This is a genomic window from Pseudomonas sp. SDO55104_S430 (genome assembly GCF_054070595.1).
In genome coordinates this window covers 1-16,534 of the sequence record NZ_JBSVXG010000003.1, presented here as the reverse complement: position 1 = coordinate 16,534, position 16,534 = coordinate 1, and the positions used below count along the sequence as shown (strand labels likewise).

General features: G+C 58.1%; 16 protein-coding genes and 3 tRNA genes. 17 read left to right on the top strand and 2 right to left on the bottom strand.

Annotated elements, in window-relative coordinates:
• The first annotated feature begins 8 nt into the window (after nt 1-8).
• From folP to ACW9JE_RS00930, 14 genes are all read left to right on the top strand, one after another.
• A complete protein-coding gene (gene folP, locus ACW9JE_RS00995; RefSeq protein ID WP_457431554.1) occupies nt 9-860 on the top strand; it encodes a dihydropteroate synthase in 852 nt (283 codons plus the stop codon).
• A gap of 16 nt (nt 861-876) precedes the next feature.
• Entirely contained in the window at nt 877-2,214 is a 1,338-nt protein-coding gene (gene glmM, locus ACW9JE_RS00990) for a phosphoglucosamine mutase (protein ID WP_224536099.1), read from the top strand.
• 66 nt (nt 2,215-2,280) lie between these two features.
• Nucleotides 2,281-3,036 (top strand): triose-phosphate isomerase, encoded by a 756-nt coding sequence (gene tpiA / locus ACW9JE_RS00985; protein WP_457431553.1) that lies wholly within the window; start codon nt 2,281-2,283, stop codon nt 3,034-3,036.
• Nucleotides 3,037-3,040: 4 nt separating this feature from the next.
• Nucleotides 3,041-3,424: a preprotein translocase subunit SecG gene (gene secG, locus ACW9JE_RS00980; RefSeq protein ID WP_017336473.1), complete on the top strand. Its 384-nt coding sequence runs from the start codon at nt 3,041-3,043 to the stop codon at nt 3,422-3,424.
• Between the two features lie 22 nt (nt 3,425-3,446).
• Nucleotides 3,447-3,532: transfer RNA gene (locus tag ACW9JE_RS00975), tRNA-Leu, on the top strand.
• A gap of 97 nt (nt 3,533-3,629) precedes the next feature.
• A tRNA-Met gene (locus ACW9JE_RS00970) sits at nt 3,630-3,706 on the top strand.
• A gap of 137 nt (nt 3,707-3,843) precedes the next feature.
• Nucleotides 3,844-4,302, top strand: coding sequence for a ribosome maturation factor RimP (gene rimP / locus ACW9JE_RS00965; protein WP_007915250.1), 459 nt, complete (start codon nt 3,844-3,846; stop codon nt 4,300-4,302).
• 47 nt (nt 4,303-4,349) lie between these two features.
• Nucleotides 4,350-5,831, top strand: coding sequence for a transcription termination factor NusA (gene nusA / locus ACW9JE_RS00960; RefSeq protein WP_224536103.1), 1,482 nt, complete (start codon nt 4,350-4,352; stop codon nt 5,829-5,831).
• A gap of 26 nt (nt 5,832-5,857) precedes the next feature.
• Entirely contained in the window at nt 5,858-8,392 is a 2,535-nt protein-coding gene (gene infB / locus ACW9JE_RS00955; RefSeq protein ID WP_457431552.1) for a translation initiation factor IF-2, read from the top strand.
• 159 nt (nt 8,393-8,551) lie between these two features.
• Nucleotides 8,552-8,953, top strand: a complete 402-nt coding sequence (gene rbfA, locus ACW9JE_RS00950; RefSeq protein ID WP_175375873.1) for a 30S ribosome-binding factor RbfA — start codon at nt 8,552-8,554, stop codon at nt 8,951-8,953.
• Between the two features lie 3 nt (nt 8,954-8,956).
• Nucleotides 8,957-9,874: a tRNA pseudouridine(55) synthase TruB gene (gene truB, locus ACW9JE_RS00945; protein WP_224536107.1), complete on the top strand. Its 918-nt coding sequence runs from the start codon at nt 8,957-8,959 to the stop codon at nt 9,872-9,874.
• Between the two features lie 117 nt (nt 9,875-9,991).
• On the top strand, nt 9,992-10,261 hold the full coding sequence (gene rpsO, locus ACW9JE_RS00940; RefSeq protein WP_002555121.1) for a 30S ribosomal protein S15: 270 nt from the start codon (nt 9,992-9,994) through the stop codon (nt 10,259-10,261).
• A gap of 215 nt (nt 10,262-10,476) precedes the next feature.
• Nucleotides 10,477-12,582: a polyribonucleotide nucleotidyltransferase gene (gene pnp, locus ACW9JE_RS00935; protein WP_457431551.1), complete on the top strand. Its 2,106-nt coding sequence runs from the start codon at nt 10,477-10,479 to the stop codon at nt 12,580-12,582.
• A gap of 130 nt (nt 12,583-12,712) precedes the next feature.
• Nucleotides 12,713-12,788 (top strand) — tRNA-Thr (locus tag ACW9JE_RS00930).
• 7 nt (nt 12,789-12,795) lie between these two features.
• Here the strand turns inward: ACW9JE_RS00930 and ACW9JE_RS00925 are convergent.
• On the bottom strand, nt 12,796-13,302 hold the full coding sequence (locus tag ACW9JE_RS00925; RefSeq protein ID WP_457431550.1) for a hypothetical protein: 507 nt from the start codon (nt 13,300-13,302) through the stop codon (nt 12,796-12,798).
• 298 nt (nt 13,303-13,600) lie between these two features.
• Between ACW9JE_RS00925 and ACW9JE_RS00920 the strand changes: the two genes are divergently transcribed.
• Nucleotides 13,601-13,906, top strand: a complete 306-nt coding sequence (locus ACW9JE_RS00920; RefSeq protein WP_224536110.1) for a DUF6388 family protein — start codon at nt 13,601-13,603, stop codon at nt 13,904-13,906.
• 76 nt (nt 13,907-13,982) lie between these two features.
• On the opposite strand, the gene nadC is transcribed toward ACW9JE_RS00920, so the two are convergent.
• Entirely contained in the window at nt 13,983-14,831 is an 849-nt protein-coding gene (gene nadC / locus ACW9JE_RS00915; protein ID WP_457431549.1) for a carboxylating nicotinate-nucleotide diphosphorylase, read from the bottom strand.
• A 238-nt stretch (nt 14,832-15,069) separates the two neighbouring features.
• On the opposite strand from nadC, the gene ampD reads away from it, so the two are divergent.
• Together ampD and ampE are read left to right on the top strand one after the other, a co-directional pair.
• Nucleotides 15,070-15,645: a 1,6-anhydro-N-acetylmuramyl-L-alanine amidase AmpD gene (gene ampD, locus ACW9JE_RS00910; protein WP_224536124.1), complete on the top strand. Its 576-nt coding sequence runs from the start codon at nt 15,070-15,072 to the stop codon at nt 15,643-15,645.
• Entirely contained in the window at nt 15,642-16,478 is an 837-nt protein-coding gene (gene ampE, locus ACW9JE_RS00905; RefSeq protein WP_457431548.1) for a regulatory signaling modulator protein AmpE, read from the top strand. The genes ampD and ampE overlap by 4 nt, the downstream gene beginning before the upstream one ends.
• Nucleotides 16,479-16,534 lie beyond the last annotated feature (56 nt).

Genomic DNA, 16,534 nt, shown 5'->3' with positions numbered 1-16,534 from the left:
GGTTTGAAATGACTTCTGTTCAGTCCTCGACCCGGTTGCCTTGCGGCAACCGGGTTCTTGATTTGGCCCTGACACATGTCATGGGTATTCTCAACGTCACTCCCGATTCCTTTTCCGATGGCGGCAAGTACAGTCAGCTCGATGCGGCTTTGCGCCACGCCGAAGCCATGGTGGCGGCCGGGGCAACTCTGATCGATGTTGGCGGTGAGTCGACGCGCCCAGGCGCCAAGGCCGTATCGCCGCTGGAGGAGCTCGAGCGTGTTGCGCCGATCGTTGAGCGCATTCACCGCGAGCTGGATGTCATTATTTCCGTCGATACTTCTACGCCAGCCGTTATGCGTGAAACGGCGCGATTGGGTGCCGGACTGATCAATGACGTGCGCTCATTGCGTCGTGACGGTGCGCTTGATGCGGCGGCGGCGACAGGATTGCCGGTGTGTCTGATGCACATGCTCGGTGAACCTGGCGACATGCAGGACAATCCTCAATATCAGGATGTCACGAAGGAAGTGGGTGAGTTTCTTGCCGAGCGCATGGCTCGGTGTGAGTCGGCGGGTATTCCTGTCGAGCGAATCATTCTCGATCCAGGGTTCGGCTTCGCAAAAACGTTGCAGCACAATCTAAGCTTGTTCAAACATATGGAAGCTTTGCATGCCTTCGGCAGACCCCTGTTGGTCGGGGTTTCGCGCAAGAGCATGATAGGGCAGGCGTTGAATCGGCCGGTGGGCGAGCGCCTCTATGGCGGCCTTGCCCTGGCGGCGCTGGCTTCGCAAAAAGGTGCGCGTATATTGCGCGTCCATGATGTAGCCGAAACAGTCGATGTGGTGAAGATGATCGCCGCAGTGGAATCAGCCGAATAAGAATGATGGAGCGTTTATGACTAGGAAATACTTTGGTACCGACGGCATCCGTGGTCGAGTAGGCGAATACCCGATCACTCCTGATTTCATGCTCAAGCTCGGGTGGGCCGCAGGCATGGCGTTCCGCAAAATGGGTGCCTGCAAGGTTCTGGTCGGCAAGGACACCCGGATTTCCGGTTACATGTTCGAATCTGCGCTTGAGGCCGGTCTCACCTCCGCTGGCGCTGACGTCATGCTCCTCGGTCCGATGCCCACGCCTGCCATCGCCTATCTGACGCGTACTTTCCATGCCGAAGCCGGCATCGTGATCAGTGCATCGCACAACCCTCATGATGACAACGGCATCAAGTTCTTCTCGGGCAAGGGCACCAAGCTCCCGGATGAAGTCGAGCAGATGATCGAAGAGCTGCTGGACACGCCTATGACCGTGGTCGAGTCGAGCAAGATCGGCAAGGTTTCACGCATCAATGACGCCTCGGGGCGTTACATCGAATTCTGCAAGAGCAGCGTGCCAACCGGTACAAGCTTCTCTGGTTTGAAAATCGTTATCGACTGTGCCCATGGTGCGACTTACAAGGTAGCACCTAGCGTATTTCGTGAGCTGGGTGCCGATGTTGTAGTGCTGTCGGCGCAACCCAACGGCTTGAACATCAACGACAATTGCGGTTCGACCCACATGGGGCAGCTTCAGGCTGCCGTGCTCGCCGAGCACGCAGACCTGGGTATTGCGTTCGACGGTGATGGCGACCGGGTTCTGATGGTCGATCACACTGGCGCTATCGTCGATGGTGACGAGCTGCTGTACATAATCGCTCGCGATCTGCACGAGCGTGACAAGCTGCAAGGCGGTGTTGTCGGGACGCTGATGAGCAATCTGGGGTTGGAACTGGCCCTGGCGGATCTGTCGATTCCGTTCGTGCGCGCCAATGTTGGCGATCGTTACGTGATTGCTGATCTGCTCGAGCGCAACTGGTTGGTGGGCGGTGAGAATTCCGGCCACATCGTTTGCTTCAATCACACCACAACGGGCGATGCGATTATCGCTGCGCTTCAGGTGCTGATGGCGCTGAAAACCCGCTCCGAAAGTTTGGCTCAGAGTCGTCAGACGTTGCGCAAGTGCCCTCAAGTGCTGATCAATGTGCGTTTTGGTGGCGGTGCCAGTCCTTTGGATCACCCGTCCGTCAAGGAAGCCAGCGAGCGCGTGACCAAGGCCATGGCCGGGCGCGGGCGTGTACTGCTGCGCAAGTCCGGGACCGAGCCGCTGGTGCGTGTGATGGTCGAAGGCGAGGATGAAAAGCAGGTTCGTGCGTACGCCGAAGAGCTGGCAAAACTGGTTACTGAAGTTTCTGCCTGATTTCGGCTTGCCAGCCATGATTGTGTTGGGTAACATCTGCGCCCACTTTGACCGACGAGGTGCAGCATGCGTCGCCCTATGGTAGCTGGTAACTGGAAGATGCACGGTACCCGCGCCAGCGTCGCTGAGCTGATCAATGGCCTTCGTGAGATGGCCTTGCCGAGCGGTGTTGATGTAGCGGTATTCCCGCCTTTTTTGCATATCAATCAAGTGATTGATGGCTTGGAAGGTAAATCGATTTCGGTCGGTGCGCAGAACTCTGCGGTGGAATCCATGCAAGGTGCGTTGACCGGTGAAGTTGCGCCGAGTCAGTTGGTGGATGCAGGTTGTTCCCTGGTGCTTGTCGGGCATTCCGAGCGCCGCCAGATCATGGGCGAGCAGGACGGGATGCTGATCCGCAAGTTTGCAGCGGCACAGGCATGTGGCTTGATTCCGGTGTTGTGTGTAGGGGAAACCCTCGAAGAGCGTGAGGCGGGAAAAACTCTTGAAGTTGTCTCGCATCAGCTGAACAGCATCATCGACGAGCTGGGTGTTGGTGTTTTTGCTAAGGCGGTCATCGCTTACGAGCCAGTCTGGGCCATTGGTACCGGGCTGACTGCTTCGCCGCAACAGGCTCAGGATGTGCATGCAGCCATCCGCGCTCAGTTGGCGGCAGAGAATTCTGAAGTCGCGCAAGGTGTGCGGCTTCTATACGGCGGCAGCGTGAAGGCGGCCAATGCGGTCGAGCTGTTCGGCATGCCGGATATCGATGGGGGCCTCATTGGTGGGGCGTCCCTGAATGCAGATGAGTTCGGTGCGATATGTCGCGCCGCGGGAAACTGAAAAAATGCTGGAAACAGTCGTAGTCGTTTTTCATCTGCTGGGTGCATTGGGCGTAGTTGCTCTGGTATTGCTGCAGCAGGGTAAAGGTGCGGACGCTGGCGCGTCTTTCGGCGCAGGTGCTTCAAATACTGTGTTCGGAAGCCAAGGTTCCTCTACCTTTCTCAGTAAGTTTACTGCTATACTCGCCGCAGGTTTTTTCATAACCAGCTTGGGGTTAGGTTACTTTGCTAAAGAGAAGGCTCATCAGCTGACTCAAGTAGGTCTCCCAAATCCAGCGGTGTTGGAAGTTCCAAAGCAACAACCGGCTTCTGATGATGTCCCGGTGCTTCAAGAGCAAAAGTCGGCTACTCCAGCGACTGACGTACCTCCAGCTCAAGAGCAGAAGTAAGAAGGGTTTCAAACGTAGTTTTGCCGAGGTGGTGGAATTGGTAGACACGCAACCTTGAGGTGGTTGTGCCCATAGGGTGTAGGGGTTCGAGTCCCCTTCTCGGTACCAATTAGTCAGGAGAGCCCGCTGTTGCGGGCTTTCTTGCAGGTGGAAGGTTACATTGACCCTCCAGGGGATCGGTCGTATACTTCCGCCCCAGCTTTGTCGCGGGGTGGAGCAGTCTGGTAGCTCGTCGGGCTCATAACCCGAAGGTCGTCGGTTCAAATCCGGCCCCCGCAACCAGTTTAAAGAGCCCCTTTTAAGGGGCTTTTTGTTAGCTGGACACTTTCAACGCCGCTGTTCGACGGCGTTTCAAGGATGGGCGTTTCGCCCATTTTTTTATTTTCATGGCATGCACATACATGCACTAGGGGGTTCAGGTGTCGAGCAAGCTAGAAGAGTTGCAGGCCTTGCTGGCCCCGGTGGTCGTGGCCCTAGGCTATGAATGCTGGGGTATTGAGTTTTCGGCGCAAGGTCGCCACTCAATGTTGCGCGTTTATATCGATAAAGAGGGCGGTGTACTGGTGGACGATTGCGCCATCGTAAGCCGTCAGATCAGCGGCGTCCTGGATGTTGAAGATCCAATCTCCGTTGAATACACCCTTGAAGTTTCCTCGCCTGGCATGGAACGCCCTCTGTTCACTCTTGAGCAGTTTGCAAAATTTGCCGGTGAACAAGTGAAGATCAAACTGCGCTCGCCTTTTGAAGGTCGACGCAACTTTCAGGGCCTTCTGCGCGGTGTAGAAGAGCAGGACGTCGTGGTGCAGGTAGATGATCATGAGTTCCTGTTGCCGATCGATATGATCGACAAGGCCAATATTATTCCCAGTTTTGACTGAGACGCGGATCCCGCGGATCCAATGGCTTGCGAAAGGCGAGGCGTACGATGAGCAAAGAAGTACTGCTGGTTGTTGAGTCGGTATCCAATGAAAAAGGCGTACCGCCAGGTGTGATTTTCGAAGCGCTGGAGCTGGCTCTGGCCACTGCTACCAAAAAGCGTTTCGAGGACGAAGTTGATCTGCGTGTGGAAATCAATCGCCACACCGGTTCCTACGAGACTTTCCGTCGCTGGACTGTCGTCGAAGAAGATGATCTGGACGATCCGGCCATCGAAACCTGGCCAAGCAAGGTTGCTCAAACGCACCCTGGCGCCAAGGTCGGTGATGTCGTCGAAGAGAAAATCGAGTCGATCGAATTCGGTCGTATCGCTGCACAGACTGCCAAGCAAGTCATCGTGCAGAAAGTTCGCGAAGCCGAGCGCGCCCAAGTGGTGGACGCTTACCGCGAGCGCCTGGGTGAAATCATCTCCGGCACCGTAAAGAAAGTGACCCGCGACAACGTGATCGTCGATCTGGGCAACAACGCCGAAGCGTTGCTCGCCCGTGAAGACATCATTTCTCGCGAAACCTTCCGGGTTGGCGTGCGTCTGCGTGCGCTGCTCAAGGAAATCCGCACCGAGAACCGCGGCCCGCAGCTGATCCTGTCGCGTACCGCGCCGGAGATGCTGATCGAGCTGTTCCGCATCGAAGTGCCGGAGATTGCTGAAGGTCTGATCGAAGTCATGGCTGCATCCCGTGATCCGGGATCCCGTGCCAAGATCGCCGTCCGCTCCAAGGACAAACGCATCGACCCGCAGGGCGCTTGCATCGGTATGCGCGGCTCGCGCGTGCAGGCAGTGTCGGGCGAGTTGGGTGGCGAGCGTGTTGACATCGTTCTGTGGGACGACAACCCGGCTCAGTTCGTTATCAATGCCATGTCCCCGGCTGAAGTTGCGGCCATTATCGTTGACGAAGATGCCCACGCCATGGACATCGCCGTTGGCGCAGACAATCTGGCTCAGGCCATCGGTCGCGGTGGTCAGAACGTGCGTCTGGCCAGCCAGTTGACTGGCTGGACCCTGAACGTGATGACCGAATCGGACATCCAGGCCAAGCAGCAAGCAGAAACCGGCGACATCCTGCGCAACTTCATCGACGAGCTGGAAGTCGACGAAGAGCTGGCACAGGTGCTGGTAGATGAAGGCTTCACCAGCCTGGAAGAGATTGCCTACGTACCGTTGGAAGAAATGCTCAACATCGACGGCTTCGACGAAGAGATCGTCAACGAGCTCCGCGCTCGTGCCAAGGATCGTTTGTTGACCAAAGCCATCGCTACCGAGGAAAAGCTGGCAGACGCCCATCCGGCCGAAGACCTGCTCTCGCTTGAGGGTATGGACAAGGATTTGGCGATGGAACTGGCGGTGCGCGGCGTAGTTACCCGCGAAGACCTGGCCGAGCAGTCTATTGACGACCTGCTCGACATCGACGGCATCGACGAAGATCGTGCCGGCAAGTTGATCATGGCCGCCCGAGCCCATTGGTTCGAGTAATAGGCGCGGCCTGAGGAGAGAAGTGCATGACGCAAGTCACGGTGAAACAACTGGCCGATGAGGTCAAAACACCGGTAGAGCGCCTGTTGCAGCAGATGCGTGAGGCAGGTCTGCCGCACACCGCCGCCGAAGAAAATGTGACTGACAGTGAGAAGCAATCCCTGCTGACTCACTTGAAAAGCAGCCACAAGGCGAAAGTGGAAGAACCACGCAAGATTACGCTGCAGCGTAAAACCACCAGTACCCTGCGTGTTGCTGGCAGCAAAAGCATCAGCGTTGAAGTACGCAAGAAGAAAGTCTTCGTACAGCGCAGCCCGGAAGAAATCGAAGCCGAGCGCAAGCGTGAGATGGATGAACGTCGCGCAGTAGAAAATGCTGCCCGTCAGAAGGCTGAAGAAGAAGCCAAGCGCCGCGCCGAAGAAGAAGCGCGCCGCCAGCCTGCTCCTGCTGCCGCGCCTGTTGCTGCGGTCGAGCCTGTTGCAGCACCTGGTCCGGTTGTCGAGCCTGTGCGTGAAAGCGCTCCGGTCGTGGCGGCCGCTCCGGCTCCTGCTGCAGATGCTCGTAAACGCGACGAACAGCGTCGCCCGGACAAACCACGTGCTGACGACAACAATCGTCGCGGTGGTGGTGGCGATGGCGAGCGTAAAAACGCTCCGCATCGCGCTACGGTCAAAGAAAAGGCGCCGGCTCCACGCGCTGCTCCACGTACTACCGATGAAGAAAGCGATGGCTTCCGTCGCGGTGGTCGCGGCAAGGCCAAGCTGAAGAAGCGCAACGCCCACGGTTTCCAGAACCCGACCGGTCCTGTCGTGCGCGAAGTGAAGATCGGCGAGACCATCACTGTGGGCGATCTGGCCCAGCAGATGTCGGTCAAGGCTGCTGAAATCATCAAGTTCATGTTCAAACTGGGCACTCCAGCGACCATCAACCAGGTACTGGATCAGGAAACTGCCCAGTTGGTTGCCGAGGAACTGGGCCACAAAGTGACCCTGGTCAGCGACACCGCTCTGGAAGATTCCCTGGCCGAGTCCCTGAAGTTTGAAGGCGAGGCAGTTTCCCGTGCACCAGTCGTGACCGTAATGGGCCACGTTGACCACGGTAAGACTTCCCTGCTCGACTACATCCGTCGTGCCAAGGTAGCTGCTGGCGAAGCCGGTGGTATTACCCAGCACATCGGCGCATACCACGTTGAAACCGACCGTGGCATGGTGACGTTCCTCGATACCCCTGGTCACGCCGCGTTTACCGCGATGCGTGCCCGTGGTGCCAAGGCGACCGACATCGTGATCCTGGTGGTCGCAGCGGACGACGGCGTGATGCCACAGACTGTTGAAGCCGTTCAACACGCCCAGGCTGCCGGTGTTCCGCTGGTCGTGGCAGTGAACAAGATCGACAAGCCGGGCGCCGATCTCGATCGCATCCGTAGCGAATTGTCGGTACACGGCGTGACTTCGGAAGAATGGGGTGGTGATACGCCATTCGTACCGGTTTCCGCGAAGATGGGTACCGGTGTCGACGAACTGCTCGAAGCCGTTCTGCTGCAGGCCGAAGTTCTGGAACTGACCGCTACTCCTTCGGCTCCTGGCCGTGGTGTCGTGGTTGAGTCCCGCCTGGACAAGGGCCGTGGCCCGGTGGCTACCGTTCTGGTTCAGGACGGTACCCTGCGTCAAGGCGACATGGTCCTGGTCGGTTCGAACTACGGTCGCGTTCGCGCCATGCTCGACGAGAACGGCAAGCCAATCAAGGAAGCCGGTCCTGCCATCCCTGTCGAGATCCTCGGCCTGGACGGTACTCCGGACGCTGGCGACGAGATGAGCGTGGTTGCCGACGAGAAGAAAGCTCGTGAAGTGGCTCTGTTCCGTCAAGGCAAGTTCCGTGAAGTCAAACTGGCTCGTGCTCACGCAGGCAAGCTGGAAAACATCTTCGAAAACATGGGTCAGGAAGAGAAGAAGACGCTCAACATCGTCCTCAAATCCGACGTCCGTGGTTCGTTGGAAGCTCTGCAGGGCGCTCTGAATGGCCTGGGCAACGATGAAGTGCAAGTGCGCGTAGTCGGTGGCGGTGTCGGTGGTATCACCGAGTCCGACGCCAACCTGGCACTGGCCTCCAACGCTGTACTGTTCGGCTTCAACGTGCGTGCCGATGCCGGCGCTCGCAAGATCGTCGAGCAGGAAGGTCTGGATATGCGTTACTACAACGTGATCTACGACATCATCGAAGACGTCAAGAAAGCCCTGACCGGTATGCTCGGCAGCGATGTTCGCGAGAACATCCTGGGTGTCGCCGAAGTGCGTGACGTGTTCCGTTCGCCGAAGTTTGGCGCGATCGCCGGTTGCATGGTTATCGAAGGTGTCGTTCACCGTAACCGTCCAATCCGTGTACTGCGTGAAGACATCGTTATCTTCGAAGGCGAGCTGGAATCCCTGCGCCGCTTCAAGGATGACGCTTCCGAAGTGCGTTCCGGCATGGAATGCGGTATCGGCGTCAAGAGCTACAACGACGTCAAGGTCGGTGACAAGATCGAAGTCTTCGAGAAGGTTCAGGTTGCTCGCAGCCTCTAACTCGCGCACTTCAAGGGCCTCGCCAAGCCGCCGCATGCAGATGCGCGGCATGGTGTCAGGACTCTAAACGCAACGCCCGGTCTGGCTTTCGTCAGGCCGGGCGTTTGCCGCTTTCAGACCTCATGGGTTTCACCATGGGGCAGTAACAGGTAACAAGACATGGCAAAAGAATACAGCCGTACCCAACGGATCGGCGATCAAATGCAGCGCGAGCTGGCACAACTGATCCGTCGTGAAGTCAAAGATCCGCGTGTCGGCCTGGTCACCATTACCGCTGTGGAAGTCAGCCGTGACGTGGGTCACGCCAAGATTTTCATCACCGTGATGGGCCAGGACGGCCACGAAGAAATCGCACAAAGCATCAAGGTGCTGAACTCCGCCGCCGGCTTCCTGCGTATGCAGCTGGCTCGCGAGATGAAGCTGCGCAGCGTTCCACAGTTGCACTTCCACTACGATGAAAGCGTGGTGCGCGGTGCGCATCTGTCGGCTTTGATCGAACGCGCAGTGGCTGAAGACAGCCAGCACACGGTTGCGGCAGACGCCGAAGGCACCAAGGAGTAACCGGTGGCTCAGGTCAAACGTATCCGTCGTAACGTCAGCGGTATCATCCTGCTCGACAAGCCGTTGGGGTTCACCTCCAACTCCGCGCTGCAGAAGGTCCGCTGGTTGCTGAACGCCGAGAAGGCCGGACACACCGGTAGCCTCGACCCACTGGCCACCGGCGTGCTGCCGCTGTGCTTCGGCGAGGCCACCAAGTTCTCGCAATACCTGCTCGATTCCGACAAGGGTTACGAAACCCTGGCGCAACTGGGCAAGACCACCACCACGGCGGATGCCGAGGGTGAAATTTTGCTGGAACGTCCGGTGACCGTTGGTCGCACCGAGATGGAAGCGGTTCTGCCCAATTTCCGAGGGGAAATCAAACAGATACCGCCGATGTACTCGGCCCTCAAGCGTGACGGGCAGCCGCTGTACAAGTTGGCTCGTGCTGGCGAAGTAGTGGAGCGTGAACCGCGTTCTGTTACTATTACGCGCTTGGAATTACTGGCCTTCGAAGGTGATACTGCGCGACTTGCGGTGGATTGCACCAAAGGCACCTATATCCGCACCCTGGTTGAGGATATCGGTGAGCAACTCGGTTGTGGTGCTTACGTTGCAGAACTGCGACGGACCCAGGCCGGGCCTTTCACCCTGGCGCAAACCGTCACCCTGGAAGAGCTGGAAGCGGTACATGCCGAAGGCGGCAACGAAGCGGTCGATCGCTTCCTGATGCCATCGGACAGCGGCTTGCTGGATTGGCCGCTGTTGCAGTTCTCGGAAGCGAGCGCGTTCTACTGGCTCAACGGCCAGCCGGTACGTGCCCCCGATGCACCGAAGTTCGGCATGGTACGGGTACAGGATCACAATGGTCGCTTCATCGGGATCGGTGAAGTGAGCGAAGACGGGCGCATCGCGCCACGTCGACTGATTCGGTCAGAATGACCGGACGAGTGTGGCTGTCAGCAGGCACGGTCACTACTCATTTTTAGATACAGGGATTTGTCCCTGGCCTGTTGAAATTGTTTCCCTGAAACAGTTTCCTGATAAAAGGATTGCCTCATGGCTCTCAGCGTTGAAGAAAAAGCTCAAATCGTTACCGACTACCAGCAAGCTGTTGGTGATACTGGTTCGCCAGAAGTGCAAGTTGCACTGCTGACCGCCAACATCAACAAACTGCAAGGTCACTTCAAGGCCAACGGTAAAGATCACCACTCCCGTCGTGGTCTGATCCGCATGGTTAACCAGCGTCGTAAGCTGCTGGACTACCTGAAAGGCAAAGACGTGAGCCGTTACAGCGCTCTGATCGGTCGCCTGGGTCTGCGTCGCTAATAAGCGATTGCGCTAGAGGTTGGTTGTCTGTCGTGCATCAGCGGGTTTCCGCCGGCGCATGGCAGGCTCCCAGCCTCAAGTTTTATCTGGATACCTGCTTTACCCAGCTCCACACAGGCAAGACCAGGACAACCCGCTCGGGCCGATTCCCGACGTTGCCCAAGAATTTCGCAAGAACCAGTTTCCCCAAGAGCCACAAAAGAAGGTAGGACACCGTGAACCCGGTAATCAAGAAATTCCAGTTCGGTCAGTCGACCGTTACCCTCGAGACTGGCCGTATCGCCCGTCAGGCCTCCGGCGCAGTATTGGTCACCGTTGACGACGACGTCAGCGTATTGGTGACCGTAGTCGGTGCAAAACAAGCCGATCCAGGCAAGGGCTTCTTCCCTCTGTCTGTTCACTACCAGGAAAAGACTTACGCTGCCGGTAAGATCCCTGGCGGTTTCTTCAAGCGTGAAGGCCGTCCTTCCGAGAAAGAAACCCTGACTTCCCGACTGATCGACCGTCCGATCCGTCCACTGTTCCCAGAAGGATTCATGAACGAAGTGCAGGTTGTCTGCACCGTCGTATCCACCAGCAAGAAGACCGATCCGGACATCGCTGCGATGATCGGTACCTCGGCTGCCCTGGCCATCTCCGGCATTCCTTTCGACGGCCCGATCGGCGCTGCCCGCGTTGCTTTCCACGAAAGCACCGGCTACCTGCTGAACCCGACTTACGAGCAGCTGGCAGCTTCGAGCCTGGACATGGTCGTAGCCGGTACCGAAGAAGCCGTACTGATGGTTGAATCGGAAGCCAAAGAGCTGACCGAAGACCAGATGCTGGGCGCCGTACTGTTCGCCCACGACGAATTCCAGTCGGTCATCAAGGCTGTCAAAGAGCTGGCTGCCGAAGCTGCCAAGCCTACCTGGACCTGGGCTCCACAAGCTGAAGCCACTGAATTGCTGGGCGCTATCCGCTCCGAGTTCGGCGAGGCGATCTCCCAGGCTTACACCATCACCATCAAGGCCGACCGTTACGCTCGCCTGGGTGAGCTGAAGGATCAAGTGGTTGCCAAGCTGTCCGGTGAAGAAGGCCAGCCGACTTCCGCCGAAGTCAAAGCCGCTTTCGGTGAAATCGAATACCGCACCGTTCGCGAAAACATCGTTAACGGCAAGCCACGTATCGACGGTCGCGACACCCGCACCGTACGTCCGCTGAACATCGAAGTCGGCGTTCTGCCGAAGACTCACGGTTCGGCACTGTTCACCCGTGGCGAAACCCAGGCGCTGGTCGTTGCAACTCTGGGCACCGCCCGTGACGCGCAGCTGCTGGACACCCTGGAAGGCGAGAAAAAAGACCCGTTCATGCTGCACTACAACTTCCCTCCGTTCTCGGTGGGCGAGTGTGGTCGCATGGGTGGCGCTGGTCGTCGCGAAATCGGTCACGGCCGTCTGGCTCGTCGTTCGGTTCAGGCCATGTTGCCTGCCGCTGACGTGTTCCCATACACCATCCGTGTTGTATCGGAAATCACCGAGTCCAACGGTTCCAGCTCCATGGCTTCGGTCTGCGGCGCTTCCCTGGCTCTGATGGACGCTGGTGTGCCGATGAAAGCACCGGTTGCCGGTATCGCCATGGGTCTGGTTAAAGAAGGCGAGAAATTCGCAGTTCTGACCGACATCCTGGGCGACGAAGACCACCTGGGCGACATGGACTTCAAGGTAGCCGGTACCGCCAAAGGCGTGACCGCGCTGCAGATGGACATCAAGATCAAGGGCATCACCGAAGAGATCATGGAAATCGCTCTGGGCCAAGCCCTGGAAGCGCGCCTGAACATCCTCGGCCAGATGAACCAGATCATTGGCCAGTCGCGTACCGAACTGTCGGCCAACGCTCCGACCATGATCGCGATGAAGATCGACACCGACAAAATCCGTGATGTCATCGGTAAAGGCGGCGCGACCATCCGTGCGATCTGTGAAGAAACCAAGGCTTCGATCGACATCGAAGACGACGGTTCGATCAAGATCTTCGGCGAAACCAAGGAAGCTGCTGAAGCTGCACGCCAGCGCGTTCTGGGTATCACCGCTGAAGCCGAGATCGGCAAGATCTACGTTGGTAAGGTTGAGCGCATCGTCGACTTCGGCGCATTCGTCAACATCCTGCCTGGCAAGGACGGTCTGGTTCACATCTCCATGCTGAGCGATGCTCGCGTCGAGAAAGTGACCGACATCCTGAAAGAAGGTCAGGAAGTGGAAGTACTGGTACTGGACGTGGACAACCGCGGCCGTATCAAGCTGTCCATCAAGGACGTAGCTGCAGCCAAGGCTTCGGGCGTTTAATTCGCCTGCACAGCTGACGTTGTAAAAAAGACCCCGCCGTGAAAACGGCGGGGTCTTTTTTTGCCCGGATGAAACAGAGGCATTGGCCGAAGTTGCCGGTATGGCTTGGCGATGCTAGGTTTAGCGCACTGCCCGTGTAGCTCAGCCGGTAGAGCAGCGCACTCGTAACGCGAAGGTCGCAGGTTCGATTCCTGTCTCGGGCACCATCCTTTCCTACTTCACTTTTCTGGCCAGGTCTTCGACGGTTCGCTTGAGCTGATCGATAGTGCGTTCCTGGTCACTGACTTCTCGATTCAGGTTCGAAATCTCGTTGTTGCTGGAACTCGAACTTGAACCGCTATTACGCTTGATTTCGTCCATCTGCTTGCGCAGGTTATCCAGCTCGCGATCCTGTTCCTTGACGGTGCGCTTGAGCTCGTCGATTTCCTTGCTGCTGGAACTGCTGCTCGAGCCGCTGCTGCGCTTGAGTTCCTCGATCTGACTCGCCTGATCCTTGAGGGTGTCCCGCATCTTTTCCAGTTCACCGACTTCGACGTTGGTTTTGACGATCACGTTCTCGCCGTTCTCATTTTGAACGGCGGCCACCTTGCCGTAGGAGGTCGAGTAGTTGCTGCTCAGCCCAATGCTGGCAAGCGCTGTTGCTGGCAGGGCCAAGGCTCCCAGCAGGGTAGTCATTGCGGTGGCGGACAAAACAAACGAAAGCTTCGAGGCGCTACGCATCGGTGGCGTTCCAAATGGCATGCCGGTATGGCACATCGCTATGACTTGGGCTTTTGATTTATGTTCCCGTTGCACAAGCGCGTTATGTGCTTTTTTGTGGGGCAGATGTAAAGAGTCGTGTAATTCGTCCGACAAACATCCTATATTCGGAGCCTGCCTGAGTATTACCCAGCAGTTTTCAGATGATCCCCGAATGGTCCTGAAGGCCAGATAAACCGTGCGATACACGGTTTTTTGCGTCAGAGAGATCCTTGATGATCCACATCCATCTTCCATTCCCCCGATCAGCGAGAAAACCATGACCGTAAAAGAGTTGAGTCAGGAAGCCAGACACGAAGAAGCGCTGAAAAAGTATGCGCAGGACACCCCAGAGCTGCTGGACGAGATCAAGGACTTGAGTCCGGATGATCAGAAGGACCAGATCCAGTGGGCGTTCGAGGACGAGGCGGAGGCCCAGGGCCTGCAGGCCTGGGAGTTGACGCTCAAGTACACCACCACACCGGAAGAGTTCGAGGCCGAGCGCCTGAAGCTGCATCAAGAGGCGGCCGAGGTGTTGGGTGTGGAGTGGGAAGAGTACTGCGAGATGAACGGTCTGATCGTTTGAAAACAGCTTCAAGCCGCAAGCTGCAAGCCAAAGCGGATTCGCTTGAAGCTTGCAGCTTGCCGCTCGGAACTGCTTTTCAGAGACTCAGTCGCATCGACAAGTCGACCGCCTTCACATCCTTGGTCATCGCACCAATCGAGATGTAGTCCACGCCGGTCTCGGCGATCGGCAGCAACGTGCTTTCGTTGATCCCGCCGCTGGCCTCCAGCTTGGCCTTGCCGCCGTTCAAGCGTACGGCTTCGCGCATGTCGTCCAGGCTCAGTTCGTCGAGCATGATGATGTCGGCGCCAGCCGCCAGGGCATCTTTCAACTCATCCAGGCTTTCTACCTCGATCTCCACCGGCTTACCCGGTGCAATTTTGTGTGCGGCGGCGATGGCTTGCGGGATGCCTCCGCAGGCGGCGATATGGTTTTCCTTGATCAGGAAGGCGTCATACAGACCGATGCGGTGGTTGTAGCAACCGCCGCAGGTCACTGCGTACTTCTGCGCCAGACGCAGACCCGGCAGAGTCTTGCGGGTGTCCAACAGCTTGACCTGGGTCCGGGCGACGAAATCCGCCAGGTACTGTGCGCGGGTGGCGACGCCAGACAGCAGTTGCAGGAAGTTCAGCGCGCTGCGTTCACCGGTCAGCAGCGAGCGGGCAGGGCCTTCGAGATGGAACAGCGCCTGGTTGGGCTTGACCCGATCGCCATCGGCGACCTGCCAGTGCACCGCAACCCGCGGGTCCAGTTGCCGAAACACGTTGTCGACCCAGGCGGTACCGCAGATGACGGCGTCGTCGCGGGTGATGATGGTGGCTTTGGCCAGGCGTTCGGCCGGGATCAGTTGCGCAGTGATGTCGCCGCTGCCGACGTCTTCGAGCAACGCACGGCGCACGTTGGCTTCGATTTCGGCGGTCAAATCGGCGAGACGTAGATTCGGCATAACGAGCTCCACAAACAAAGTGGCCCGATTATAGGGGCAGGGCGCCGGGCAACCCAAGGCGTGCGATGGGGTCGCGGTGCGCAAAATCCTGCATTTTGTCGATTCCCGGCGGCGATCGGGTGCCATCCTTGAAGCCAGTGCAGAGTCTTGCGGGACCTCAATCACGCCAAGTGATCGCGTCCCGAGGGTCTATCGCGGCATACTGGGCACCAACACAGTCGTCGTTGAAGGAATCGGTATGCAGTTGGACCCCGCGAGCGGTTGGTGTCAGGACGTGCGTTTGTGTCCCTCGCCCAACTTCAATGCGCGCCCCACGGGCGAAATTTCCCTGCTGGTGATCCACAACATCAGCCTGCCGCCTGCGCAATTCGCCACCGGCAAGGTGCAGGAGTTTTTCCAGAATCGCCTGGATGTCACGGAGCACCCTTACTTTGAAGGGATTGCCGACCTGCGTGTGTCTGCGCATTTTCTGATCGAGCGCGACGGTGCCGTCACCCAGTTTGTCTCTTGTCTGGAGCGTGCCTGGCACGCCGGGGTGTCGAGTTTCGAAGGGCGGGAAACCTGTAACGATTTTTCCGTGGGCATCGAGCTCGAGGGGACGGATGATCTGCCGTTCACCGATGCGCAATACGACGCGTTGATCAACCTGACCCGGCAACTGCAAAGCGCTTTTACGGCCATCACTGCGCAGCGCATCTGCGGCCACAGCGACATCGCCCCCGGGCGCAAGACCGATCCGGGCCCGGCGTTTGACTGGACGCGCTACCGTGGAGCCCTGGCCCGGGACGCTGCGCAAAAAGAGGATCAACAATGAGTTTTCTGGTGTTGCTGCTGGCGGTATGGATCGAGAAATTCTCGGCCCTGCGCCATCAGGTTCAGCGAGACGGCGGATGGATTCGCGAGTTGCACAAACTCGAATCGAGTCCGCGCATGGCGAAAAATCCCTGGCTGGTGCTGATCCTGCTGGTGCTGCTGCCGGTCGCGCTGCTGGCGTTGCTGTTGTGGGTGCTGGACCCGGTGGCTTACGGCCTGTTTGCGTTGCCTGTGCACCTGCTGGTGGTGATTTACAGCCTGGGCCGGGGCGATCTGTTGGGCGGCCTGGGTCCTTTTCGCGATGCCTGGCGTCGGGAGGATCTGCAAGCCGCGGCCCACGTCGCCAAGCGTGACCTGGATATCTGCGCCGACAGTGGCGAGCAATTGCTGGAGCGGGTCGAGGGCCATCTTCTGTGGGAGGCCTACCAGAGCTTCTTCGCCGTGATTTTCTGGTATTTCCTGCTGGGTCCGGTTGCCGCGCTGAGCTACCGCCTGCTGGCACTGGCTGAGGAAAACGCGCAGAACCCGGCGCTGGTCGAGCGCGCCGGGCAATTGCGCCACGCTTTCGACTGGATTCCGGTGCGCCTGCTGGCGGCCAGTTTTGCTCTGGTCGGCAACTTCGTCGCGGTCAGCCGGATGATGTTGCACGAGCTGCTGAACTGGAACATCAGCGCCGCGCAATTGATCGAAAAGGCAGGCCTTGTGGCTGCCGAAATTCCGGCGCCGGTGGCGGGGCCTGAAGGCATCAACAACCTAGACCGGATCTGGGAGTTGCTGCTGAGGGCTGCGGTGCTTTGGTATGCGGGGTTTGCGTTGTGGACTGTCCTGCCTTGATTCTTCGATAAAGACGAAAAGCTTCGCGGGCAAGCCTCGCTCCTACAGATCGCTTT

What these genes read in the sequence shown, in the direction of transcription:
- secG (WP_017336473.1), top strand. Translation starts at nt 3,041, where the DNA reads ATGCTGGAAACAGTCGTAGTCGTTTTTCATCTGCTGGGTGCATTGGGC.
- nadC (WP_457431549.1), bottom strand. Translation starts at nt 14,831, where the DNA reads ATGCCGAATCTACGTCTCGCCGATTTGACCGCCGAAATCGAAGCCAAC.
- ACW9JE_RS00920 (WP_224536110.1), top strand. Translation starts at nt 13,601, where the DNA reads ATGACCGTAAAAGAGTTGAGTCAGGAAGCCAGACACGAAGAAGCGCTG.
- infB (WP_457431552.1), top strand. Translation starts at nt 5,858, where the DNA reads ATGACGCAAGTCACGGTGAAACAACTGGCCGATGAGGTCAAAACACCG.
- ACW9JE_RS00925 (WP_457431550.1), bottom strand. Translation starts at nt 13,302, where the DNA reads ATGCGTAGCGCCTCGAAGCTTTCGTTTGTTTTGTCCGCCACCGCAATG.
- ampD (WP_224536124.1), top strand. Translation starts at nt 15,070, where the DNA reads ATGCAGTTGGACCCCGCGAGCGGTTGGTGTCAGGACGTGCGTTTGTGT.
- folP (WP_457431554.1), top strand. Translation starts at nt 9, where the DNA reads ATGACTTCTGTTCAGTCCTCGACCCGGTTGCCTTGCGGCAACCGGGTT.
- rpsO (WP_002555121.1), top strand. Translation starts at nt 9,992, where the DNA reads ATGGCTCTCAGCGTTGAAGAAAAAGCTCAAATCGTTACCGACTACCAG.
- tpiA (WP_457431553.1), top strand. Translation starts at nt 2,281, where the DNA reads ATGCGTCGCCCTATGGTAGCTGGTAACTGGAAGATGCACGGTACCCGC.
- glmM (WP_224536099.1), top strand. Translation starts at nt 877, where the DNA reads ATGACTAGGAAATACTTTGGTACCGACGGCATCCGTGGTCGAGTAGGC.
- ampE (WP_457431548.1), top strand. Translation starts at nt 15,642, where the DNA reads ATGAGTTTTCTGGTGTTGCTGCTGGCGGTATGGATCGAGAAATTCTCG.
- rbfA (WP_175375873.1), top strand. Translation starts at nt 8,552, where the DNA reads ATGGCAAAAGAATACAGCCGTACCCAACGGATCGGCGATCAAATGCAG.
- nusA (WP_224536103.1), top strand. Translation starts at nt 4,350, where the DNA reads ATGAGCAAAGAAGTACTGCTGGTTGTTGAGTCGGTATCCAATGAAAAA.